Raw genomic sequence first — 9772 nt, forward strand, 5'->3', positions numbered from 1 at the left:
AGTCGACCAGCGGGCGCGGGGGGGGGGGGGGGGGGCGCCCCGCGGCCCGGGGGCCCCCCCCCCCGGGGGGGGCCCCCCCCCGCGACGGGCGGTGCTCAGCCCACGAACGGCTTGGCCGAGACCAGCGTGACCTTCATCTGCCCGCCGTTGGGCAGCGGGTACTCGCGGGTGTCGCCGATGTGCGCGCCCAGCAGGGCGGCACCCAGCGGGGAGTGCGGCGAGACGACCTCGAGGTCGGCGCGGCTGCCCTCCTCGCGGGAGCCCAGCAGCACGGTCTCGGTGTCGTCGTCGCCGTCGTAGCGCAGTTCCAGGACCATGCCGGGCTGGGCGATGTCGGAGCTGGCGGGCGCGGTGCCGACCTGCGCGGTGCGCAGCAGTTCCTGCAGCTGGCGGATCCGGGCCTCCTGCTGGCCCTGCTCCTCGCGCGCGGCGTGGTAGCCGCCGTTCTCCTTGAGGTCGCCCTCCTCGCGGCGGGCGTTGATCTCGGCAGCGATGACCGGACGGTTGGCGATCAGCTCGTCCAGCTCCGCCTTGAGCCGTCCGTAGGCCTCCTGGGTAAGCCAGGTCACCTGGGTGTCCGTCACTGTCATCACTCCTCCAGCCTGTCCGGGTCCTTGCGGCCGCGGACTGCTCGCCCGCGAGAGGTGCCGTCCGGTCCGGACGGCCCCGCACCCGACGGCGGCATAGCCCCGAGTAAGGAAAAACACGACCCGCCTGCGGGCCGTGTGCGTCTCACGGTAACACGGGGACTGCCGCTCGTCGCAGCCTTTCGACGAACGGTCGGGACTCCCGAGGAGTTCCCGAGCGGGACGAACGTGCTGGTCAGTGGCGTGCGGTGGGTCCGACCGCGACGCCGGCCCGTCCGTTCGCGCCTTTCGTCGGCTGCACACCGTAGCGGCGGGCGGTGCGGATCGGCCACTCGTGGCGCGGCGTCGTGCGGTCGGCCACTCACTCGATCGAGTGACGTATCAGTATCGCAGTGCGTAACCGGCGTGTCGCGACCGGTGCGGGCGCCCGAGCGGCTACCGCGCCCCCGCGACCGTCCGTGGCGGGCCGGGAAGCAGGCCGCCCGGCGCGGTGTTGAAGCGATCGAGCAGAGTGTCGGACCGGTCCGGCACCATCGGCCCCCGACGGCGACATCGGAAGGACAGCGACGCACCCCATGGCTGACCTCAGCACACACCTAGAGGCGAACGGCGGCGGCACGTTCCGGCTGATGGCCGTGCACGCCCACCCCGACGACGAGTCGAGCAAGGGCGCCGCGACCATGGCCCGCTACGTGGCCGAGGGCCACGACGTCATGGTCGTCACCTGTACCGGCGGCGAGGCCGGCAGCATCCTCAACCCGGCCATGGACCGCCCGGACGTGCTGGAGAACATGGCCGAGATCCGTCGCGAGGAGATGGCGCGGGCGGCCGAGATCCTCGGCGTGCAGCACCGCTGGCTCGGCTTCGTCGACTCCGGCCTGCCCGAGGGCGACCCCAAGCCCCCGCTGCCCGAGGGCTGCTTCGCCCTGGTCCCCCTGGAGGAGGCCACCGAGCCGCTGGTCCGGGCGATCCGGGAGTTCCGCCCGCACGTCGTCGTCACCTACGACGAGAACGGCGGCTACCCCCACCCCGACCACATCAAGACCCACGAGATCTCGATGGCGGCCTTCGACGCCGCGGGCGACCCCGACCGCTACCCCGGCGCAGGCGACCCGTGGCAGCCCCTGAAGCTGTACTACTCGCACGGCTTCTCCCGGGCGCGCATCGTGGCCGTGCACGAGGCGCTGCTGGCCACGGGCCTGGAGTCGCCCTACGGCGAGATGCTGGAGAACTGGCCGGCCGACCGGGGCGACCCGGGCGAGCGCGTCACCACCCGCGTCGAGTGCGCCGACTACTTCCCCGTCCGCGACGAGGCGCTCAAGGCCCACGCCACCCAGATCGACCCGACGAGCCGCTGGTTCCTCGTCCCGCCGGGCATGCTGCGCGAGATCTGGCCCACCGAGGACTACGAGCTCGTCCGCTCGCTCGTCGACGCCCCCACCCCGGAGGACGACCTGTTCACCGGGCTGGACGCGCAGGTGGCCGTGCGCCCGGCGAGCTGAGCGTGGGTACCGTGGTGGCGTGAGAACGTCATCGGTCGTCCCCGGGGGCGGCCCGGTCACCGACGCGGTGGCCGTGGTCGCCGTCCCGGCGCAGGATCCCGCCCCGCCGCCGGGCCAGGGCCCGGAGTTCGGCAAGGCCTCGCCCGTCGCGCTGGTCGTCATCCTGCTGCTCGCGCTGGCCACGGTGTTCCTCATCCGGTCCATGACCAAGCGCATCCGCCGGCTGCCGGCCAGCTTCGACGGGCCGGGGGCGGCGGGCGGCGCCGCCGAGGATCCCGCCGCCGAGCCGGAGCGGCCGGCCGACGCGTCGGCCGCGGAGGGCGACGCCCCGGCGCGGACCGGCGAGCCCCTCGGCCCGACGAAGGACCACTCCGGCTGAGCACGGCGGGCGGCCACCCGGTGCCCGTGGGCGGATCCTGACACGCTGGGCCCATGCCCAACCGGCTCGCCGCTGCCACCAGCCCCTACCTGCTCCAGCACGCCGACAACCCCATCGACTGGTGGGAGTGGTCGGACGAGGCGTTCGCCGAGGCCGCGGAGCGCGACGTCCCGGTGCTGCTGTCGGTCGGTTACGCGGCCTGCCACTGGTGCCACGTCATGGCGCACGAGTCGTTCGAGGACCCCGCGATCGCCGCGCAGGTCAACGCCGAGTACGTGGCCATCAAGGTCGACCGCGAGGAGCGGCCCGACATCGACGCCGTCTACATGGCGGCCACGCAGGCGATGACCGGGCAGGGCGGCTGGCCGATGACCTGCTTCCTCACCCCGGCGGGCGAGCCGTTCCACTGCGGCACCTACTACCCGAGCGAGCCCCGCCACGGCATGCCCGCGTTCCGCCAGTTGCTCGACGCGGTGACCAAGGCCTGGCGCGAGGACGGCGCGCGGGTGCGCAGCTCCGCCGGTCAGATCGCCTCCCGGCTGGCCGACGGGGCGGCCGCGCTGCTGCCGCCCGCCGGTGTCGACGCCGACGCGCTCGACCGCGCCGCGGTCGTCACGGTCGAGGCCTTCGACGAGCAGTCCGGCGGGTTCGGCGGGGCGCCGAAGTTCCCGCCGTCGATGGTGCTGGAGTTCCTGCTGCGCCAGCACGAGCGCACCGGCTCGGCGGAGTCGCTGCGGGTGGTGGCGGTCACCGCGGAGCGGATGGCCCGCGGCGGCATCCACGACCAGCTGGCCGGCGGGTTCGCCCGCTACAGCGTCGACGCGCGGTGGGTCGTGCCGCACTTCGAGAAGATGCTCTACGACAACGCCCTGCTGCTGCGGGTCTACGGGCACCTGGCCCGGCTCGCCGACGACCCGCTGCCGCGCCGCGTCACCGAGGAGACGGCGGCCTTCCTGCTGCGCGACCTCGGCACCGCCGAGGGCGGGTTCGCCTCGGCGCTGGACGCCGACACCGACGGCGTCGAGGGCCTGACCTACGCCTGGACCCCCGCGCAGCTGCGCGAGGTCCTCGGCGAGGACGACGGCCGGTGGGCCGCCGAGCTGCTCGTGGTCACGGCGGGGGGCACGTTCGAGCACGGGTCGTCGACGCTGCAGCTCCCGCGCGACCCGGACGACCCGCGGCGCTGGGCGGACGTGCGGGAACGGCTGCTCGCCGCCAGGGCGCGGCGCCCGCAGCCGGCCCGCGACGACAAGGTGATCACCGCCTGGAACGGGCTGGCGATCCTGGCGCTGGCCGAGGCCGGTGCCGCGCTCGAGCACCCGGAGTGGGTGCGGGCCGCCGCGCGGGCCGCCGACCTGCTGCTCGACCTGCACGTCGTGGACGGGCGGGTGCGCCGCTCGTCACGCGGGGGACGGGTGGGCGCGGCGGCCGGGGTGCTGGAGGACCACGCCTGCCTGGCCGACGCGCTGCTGGCGCTGCACCAGGCCACCGGCGAGGGCCGCTGGCTCGACGCCGCCACCCGGTTGCTCGACCTCACCCTCGACCACTTCGCCGATCCGGCCCGGCCCGGCCACTTCTTCGACACCGCCGACGACGCCGAGGCGCTGCTGCACCGCCCCCGGGAGCTGACCGACAACGCCACCCCGTGCGGCAGCTCCGCGCTCACCTCGGCCTTGCTGACGGCCTCGGTACTGGGCGCCGACCCGGCCCGCTACCGCTCGGCCGCCGAGGCCGCGCTGCGCGCGGCCGGGACGCTGGTCGTGCGCCACCCCCGGTTCGCCGGGCACTGGTTGACCGCGGGGGAGGCGATGGAGCGCGGCCCGCTGCAGGTGGCCGTGGTCGGTGGCGACGCCCGTGGTGCCGAGCTGCTGGCGCACGCCCGGCGCATCTCCGCGGGCGGGACGGTGGTCGTCGGGGGCGAGCCGGACGCGCCGGGGGTGCCGCTGCTGGCCGGGCGCCCGCTCGTCGACGGCGGGGCGGCGGCGTACGTGTGCCGGGGCTTCGTCTGCGACCGCCCGGTCACGACCGCGGCCGAGCTCACCGCGGCCCTGCTGCTGCAGCCCTGACCGTTCCGACAGCTCGTCGGGAGGGTTCGCCGGAAGAGAACGCCACTCACACAGTTGCGGTGTAATCTCGTAATTGTTGCGAGACACGGAGGTGGCGATGATGTCGGGACGGATGCACCGCGGGTGGCACGGGGCCGGGCGCGGCGGACGGGGACCGGGCCGGGGCGGATGGCAGCAGGCCGACCTGCCCGGGGCCGACGACGCGGCGGCCTGGTTGCAGGGCAGGCTGCCGGACGACTGGTTCACCGCGGCACCCGAGGTGACGGTCGACCGCGAGGAGATCGTCATCGTGGGGGAGCTGCCCCCGGTGGAGGGCGAGTTCGCCGACACCGAGGCCGGCCGGGCCGACCGGGCCGCCGCGATCGCCGGGCGGATCTCCCGGTTCCGGGAGAGCACCCGCGAGGAGCGGATCGAGATCGCCCGCCAGGCCGAGCACCGCTACCAGCGCAAGGTGGCATGGGGCGCGCGGATCGGCGACGAGGTCGAGCTGTTCACGGTGGCCTCGGTGCCGGTGATGACCCGGCTGCGCCAGCCCGAGCGGATCGTGCTGGACACCCTGGTCGACTCCGGGGTGGCCCGCTCCCGCTCGGACGCGCTGGCCTGGGCCGTGCGCCTGGTCGGGCAGCACGCCGACGAGTGGCTCGGCGAGCTGCGCGAGGCGATGGCCCGCGTGGACGAGCTGCGCACCAAGGGGCCCGGCGCGAGCGACGACTGAGCCCGCGGCCCCGGTCTGCTTCCGGGGCCGCGGTCGAGGCGGCGGCGTTGCTCACCTGACGCCGAGCGCCCCGCTGGGGCACAGCCGGACGGCCTCGGCCGCGGCCTCGTGCAGCTCCTCGGCGGGGTCCGGCAGGAGCACCGTGACCAGTCCGTCGTCGGCCTGGTCGAAGACCTCCGGCGCGGTGAGCGCGCACATGCCGGCGCCGATGCAGACGGTGGTGTCGGCGGTGATCCGCATGCTCCACCTACCAGCTGACGGGCAGCTCGTGCAGGCCGAAGAGCAGTCCCCCGTGCTTGTAGGGCAGCTCGTCCACCGGGACGGTGACCCGCAGGGTGGGGATGCGCGCGAACAGGGTGGACAACGCGATCTCCAGCTCCAACCGGGCGAGGTTCTGCCCGAGGCACTGGTGCACGCCGTAGCCGAACCCGACGTGGTGCCGGTTGCCGCGGTGGACGTCGAGCCGCTCGGGCTCGGGGAACACCCCCGGGTCCCAGTTGGCCGCGGCCAGCAGGGCGATGACCCCCTCGCCCGCGCGGATCGCCGTGCCGCCGAGCTCGGTGTCCTCGGCCGCGATCCGGGTGGTGACGAGGTCGGCGATGCTGAGGTGGCGCAGCAGCTCCTCGACGGCGCCGGGGAGCAGCCCGCGGTCCGACCGGAGCGCGGCGAGCTGGTCGGGGTGCTCCAGTAGCGCGACGGCGCCGAGCGAGATCATGTTCGCGGTGGTCTCGTGTCCCGCGCTGAGCAGCATCACGCACATCATCAGCAGCTCATCCCGGCGCAGCTCGCCCGCGGGCTCCAGCTGCTCGGAGACCAGCTTGCTCAGCAGGTCGTCGCCGGGCTCCCGCTGCTTGCGGGTGATCAGTCCATCCATGTAGGCGCGCAGCCCACCCAACGCGGTCGCGGACTGTTCCGCGGTGCTCGCCCCGGACAGGACGGCCTTGCTCCTGCTCTGGAACGACTCGTGGTCGTCGTAGGGCACACCGAGCAGCTGGCAGATCACCAGCGACGGCGCGGGCAGCGCGAACGCCTCGACCAGGTCCACCGGCGGGGTCCGGGCGAGCAGGTCGTCGAGCAGCCGGTCCACGGTGGTCTGGATGCCGGGCCGCATCGTCCTGACGCGCTTGAGGGTGAACTCCTGGGTGAGCATGCGCCGGTAGAAGCTGTGCTGCGGCGGGTCCATCCGGATGAACGGCGGGCGCCGCAGGATCTGCTCGTGCCCCGGGAGGAGCGTGGGGAAGCCCGGGCGGGTGCCGTCGGCGCTGAACGCAGGGCTGCTCAGCACGGTCCGGACGTCCTCGTAGCGGGTCACCAGCCAGGCGGTGCCGCCGGTGGGTAGCCGCACCTCGGAGACGGGCTCCTGGGCGCGCAGCCGGTCGTACTCCGGCGGAGGGGCGAGCGGGCACTGCCGCCGGAGCGGGAAGCTCCGGCTGTCCGGAGGCGTGGTCTGGGACATCAGCCCTCTCCCGATAAGTGAAGGATAATCCTGCGGTTACTGCTGGCGGTAAACTAGCACAACCGAAGGGATTTCCTGCGCATCGACGAAGTGGGTACCGGTTGACCGAGGGCACCATCCGGCTGCGGGCGGACGCACACCGCAACCGTGAGCAGATCATCGCCGCGGCCCGGGAGGTCTTCCTGGAGAAGGGCGTCCACGCGCCGCTGGAGGAGATCGCGCGCCGCGCGGGCGTCAACATCGCCACCCTCTACCGGCGGTTCCCGGACCGCCCCGCCCTCGTCCGGCAGGTCGCCCTGGACAACGTGGCACTGGTCGGTGACGAGCTGGACCGCGCTACCGCCGCGCACCCCGACGCCTGGGGCGCGTTGGCGCAGCTCCTGCGCCGGCTGGTGGAGCTCCGGGTCGGCGTCTTCATGCCGATGCTGGCCTCGAGCCTCGAGGAGGACATGCGCGGCGAAGGCGGGGACCTGAAGGCGGGCCGCGACCGGCTCATCGAGCGGATGGAGCAGCTCATCCGCACCGCGCAGCAGGACGGCCTGCTCCGTCATGGGATCGGCGCCATCGACCTGCTGTCCAGCATCATCAAGCTGTCCCGCCCGCTGCCCGTCATCGGCGCCGAACTCAACGAGCTGCTGACCGACCGACAGCTGGAGCTGTTCCTCGGCGGCCTCCGCGCCACCGCGCTGGACGCCTCCGAGCCACTGCGCCGGCAGCCACTGACCCCCGACGAGCTGGACCGCCACCTCGAGGCGGCGGAGTAGCCGGCCGCTCCCCTCGGCTCCGCCGCGGCCCCGCCGTCCTCCCGAACGCGCTCGTCAGAACAGCAGCAGCCAGATCGCGATGTGGTGGCAGATGGCCGCGACGACCGTGGCGGCGTGGAAGAACTCGTGGTACCCGAAGGTGCGGGGCCACGGGTTGGGCCAGTGCGTGGCGTAGAACACCCCGCCCACCGTGTAGAGCAGGCCGCCGGTGAGCAGCAGCACGAGGGCCGCCACGCCGCCCACGGCGAGCATGTCCGGGATCACGAAGACGGCCACCCAGCCCAGCGCGATGTAGATCGGCACGCCCAGCCAGGCCGGGGCGTGCGGCCAGATCATCTTGAGCACGACGCCGCCCAGCGCGCCCGCCCAGACCAGGATGAGCACCCACCGGGTGGTCGCCGGCTCCATGGCCAGCGCGGCCACCGGCGTGTAGGTGCCCGCGATGAACAGGAAGATCATCGAGTGGTCGAGCCGCCGCATGATGATGCGGCCGCGGTCGGTCGCCCAGGTGCGCCGGTGGTACAGCGCGCTGGTGCCGAACAGGCCCAGGGTGGTCACCGTGTAGACCGACGTGGCCAGGGCGGCCGCGCCGCCGACCAGCGCGGCGGACACGGCGATGAGGGTTGCGCAGGCGGCGATGGAGCCGGCGAACGACCAGAAGTGCAGCCAGCCGCGCATCCGCGGCTTGATGTGCGTCGAGCCGATCGGGGGCCTCGCCGCAGTCCCGGTAGACACGGCGGAAAGCGTACGGGACGAACCTGTGAGAAGCGTGTCGGTCAGGTGAAGGCGGGGCCGGCGGACCGTGGCGGACGGGGGCCCGCGGGCCCGCGCGTAGGCTGTCCCGCCGTGGGCGTGCGCGACCTGCTGTACTCGGTGTACGAGCGGAGACTGAGCTGGAAGCTCGCCCGGACGCCGGCGGAGATGATGCCCCGGCACGTGGCCCTCATGCTCGACGGCAACCGCCGCTGGGCCCGCGACGCCGGGTTCGTCGACGTCAACGACGGGCACCGGGTCGGCGCAGCCAAGATCGCGCACCTGCTGGCCTGGTGCGAGGAGGCCGGCGTCGAGGTCGTGACGCTGTGGCTGCTGTCCACCGACAACCTGCTGCGCCCGTCGGCCGAGCTGGAGCCGCTGCTCAAGATCATCACCGACGTGGTCGACGAGCTGAGCGGCCCGGCCGCCCGCTGGCGGCTGCGCCTGGTCGGGGCGCTGGAGATGCTGCCGCGCCCGATGGCCGACCGGCTCACCGCCGCCGCGGCGCGCACGGTCGACCGCCCCGGCCTGGAGCTCAACATCGCCGTCGGCTACGGCGGCCGCCAGGAGATCGCCGACGCCGTGCGCAAGCTGCTGCTCCAGCACGCCGAGACGGGCACGACGATCGAGGAGCTGGCCGAGGTCCTCGACGTCGACCACATCGCCGCGCACCTCTACACCTCCGGCCAACCCGACCCCGACCTCGTCATCCGCACCTCCGGCGAGCAGCGGCTGTCCGGGTTCCTGATGTGGCAGTCGGCGCACTCGGAGTTCTGGTTCTGCGAGGCGTACTGGCCGGCGTTCCGCCGGATCGACTTCCTGCGCGCGCTGCGCGACTACGCCGCCCGGCACCGCCGCTTCGGCTCCTGACGCGCCGGAGGGGGCCGGCGATGCCGGCCCCCTCCGTCACGTCCTCAGGATTGCGAGATCAGTCCTCGAACGGGAAGCCCGGCCCGAAGGGGCCGTCGTCGTCCGCCTCGAAGGACTCGTTGAAGGAGTCCTCGATCTCGGTCCGGATGCGGGTCTCGTCGACGTTGTTGGAGTTGTTGTCCACCACGTCGGACACGTTGACGTTGGTGCAGTTGCCCGCCTGGACCGGCGCCGACACCGGCGCGATGGCGTTGATGACCGCGCCACCCGCGCCGAGGAACGCGTCGCCACCGGTGACGGTGGAGTCGATGTCCGGGCCGGTCTGGGAGAACGCGCAGTCGTTGCTGAGGTTCCCCGACTCGATGTTGGTGAAGTCGTCGGCGAACGCGAGAGGGCTCAGCGCGAACACCCCGGCCACGGTGACGGCAACGACGATGCCAGCCTTCTTCAGCACGGTTTCTCCTGATTGATTCGCAGGGCCGGTGTAAGTCCGACCCGATCTGAGTCGGCGTTCACATGGGGAGCACTCGCCGACTCGTCGAAAGTAGCCGTCCGATCGCCCGGTGCCAAATCGGCTACCACTATCGGGTGGCTCCGGCAATGTGCGCGGAGGATGCGCATTCGATCGGGTGTACTCGCCGGGCGGCGACCGGCGGGATGACCGGCGGATACGGGAGTGG

At 73.4% G+C, this 9772-nt stretch carries 11 protein-coding genes; 6 read left to right on the forward strand and 5 right to left on the reverse strand.

Features of this window, described 5'->3' with window-relative positions:
* Positions 1–95 precede the first annotated feature (95 nt).
* A complete protein-coding gene (gene greA, locus KDL28_RS33985) occupies positions 96–590 on the reverse strand; it encodes a transcription elongation factor GreA (protein WP_252445269.1) in 495 nt (164 codons plus the stop codon).
* Between the two features lie 572 nt (positions 591–1162).
* On the opposite strand from greA, the gene mca reads away from it, so the two are divergent.
* The 4 genes from mca to abmR all read left to right on the forward strand — a co-directional run bounded on the left by mca (position 1163) and on the right by abmR (position 5249).
* Complete coding sequence (gene mca, locus KDL28_RS33990) at positions 1163–2089, forward strand: mycothiol conjugate amidase Mca (protein ID WP_252445271.1); 927 nt, start codon at positions 1163–1165, stop codon at positions 2087–2089.
* A gap of 19 nt (positions 2090–2108) precedes the next feature.
* Positions 2109–2468 (forward strand): hypothetical protein, encoded by a 360-nt coding sequence (locus KDL28_RS33995; protein WP_252445273.1) that lies wholly within the window; start codon positions 2109–2111, stop codon positions 2466–2468.
* 53 nt (positions 2469–2521) lie between these two features.
* A complete protein-coding gene (locus KDL28_RS34000) occupies positions 2522–4534 on the forward strand; it encodes a thioredoxin domain-containing protein (RefSeq protein ID WP_252445275.1) in 2013 nt (670 codons plus the stop codon).
* Between the two features lie 112 nt (positions 4535–4646).
* Entirely contained in the window at positions 4647–5249 is a 603-nt protein-coding gene (gene abmR, locus KDL28_RS34005; protein ID WP_252445285.1) for an ATP-binding transcription factor AbmR, read from the forward strand.
* 51 nt (positions 5250–5300) lie between these two features.
* Here the strand turns inward: abmR and KDL28_RS34010 are convergent, their stop codons facing one another.
* Positions 5301–5489, reverse strand: coding sequence for a ferredoxin (locus KDL28_RS34010; RefSeq protein ID WP_252445277.1), 189 nt, complete (start codon positions 5487–5489; stop codon positions 5301–5303).
* Positions 5490–5496: 7 nt separating this feature from the next.
* On the reverse strand, positions 5497–6705 hold the full coding sequence (locus KDL28_RS34015; RefSeq protein WP_252445279.1) for a cytochrome P450: 1209 nt from the start codon (positions 6703–6705) through the stop codon (positions 5497–5499).
* 101 nt (positions 6706–6806) lie between these two features.
* Here KDL28_RS34015 and KDL28_RS34020 point away from each other — a divergent pair, with 101 nt between their 5' ends.
* A complete protein-coding gene (locus tag KDL28_RS34020; protein ID WP_252445281.1) occupies positions 6807–7469 on the forward strand; it encodes a TetR/AcrR family transcriptional regulator in 663 nt (220 codons plus the stop codon).
* Positions 7470–7523: 54 nt separating this feature from the next.
* Here KDL28_RS34020 and trhA read toward each other — a convergent pair whose 3' ends face one another.
* Positions 7524–8147, reverse strand: coding sequence for a PAQR family membrane homeostasis protein TrhA (trhA, locus tag KDL28_RS34025; RefSeq protein ID WP_252445287.1), 624 nt, complete (start codon positions 8145–8147; stop codon positions 7524–7526).
* 174 nt (positions 8148–8321) lie between these two features.
* On the opposite strand from trhA, the gene KDL28_RS34030 reads away from it, so the two are divergent.
* Complete coding sequence (locus KDL28_RS34030) at positions 8322–9092, forward strand: isoprenyl transferase (protein WP_372497153.1); 771 nt, start codon at positions 8322–8324, stop codon at positions 9090–9092.
* Positions 9093–9150: 58 nt separating this feature from the next.
* Here KDL28_RS34030 and KDL28_RS34035 read toward each other — a convergent pair whose 3' ends face one another.
* A complete protein-coding gene (locus KDL28_RS34035; protein WP_252445283.1) occupies positions 9151–9546 on the reverse strand; it encodes a hypothetical protein in 396 nt (131 codons plus the stop codon).
* Positions 9547–9772: the final 226 nt, after the last annotated feature.

It is taken from the genome of Pseudonocardia humida (assembly GCF_023898865.1).
Taxonomy (GTDB): domain Bacteria; phylum Actinomycetota; class Actinomycetes; order Mycobacteriales; family Pseudonocardiaceae; genus Pseudonocardia; species Pseudonocardia humida.

Excerpts from the sequence above, each read along its gene's own strand:
- greA (WP_252445269.1), bottom strand. The coding sequence starts at position 590 with ATGACAGTGACGGACACCCAGGTGACCTGGCTTACCCAGGAGGCCTAC.
- mca (WP_252445271.1), top strand. The coding sequence starts at position 1,163 with ATGGCTGACCTCAGCACACACCTAGAGGCGAACGGCGGCGGCACGTTC.
- KDL28_RS34000 (WP_252445275.1), top strand. The coding sequence starts at position 2,522 with ATGCCCAACCGGCTCGCCGCTGCCACCAGCCCCTACCTGCTCCAGCAC.
- abmR (WP_252445285.1), top strand. The coding sequence starts at position 4,647 with ATGCACCGCGGGTGGCACGGGGCCGGGCGCGGCGGACGGGGACCGGGC.
- KDL28_RS34010 (WP_252445277.1), bottom strand. The coding sequence starts at position 5,489 with ATGCGGATCACCGCCGACACCACCGTCTGCATCGGCGCCGGCATGTGC.
- KDL28_RS34015 (WP_252445279.1), bottom strand. The coding sequence starts at position 6,705 with ATGTCCCAGACCACGCCTCCGGACAGCCGGAGCTTCCCGCTCCGGCGG.
- trhA (WP_252445287.1), bottom strand. The coding sequence starts at position 8,147 with ATGCGCGGCTGGCTGCACTTCTGGTCGTTCGCCGGCTCCATCGCCGCC.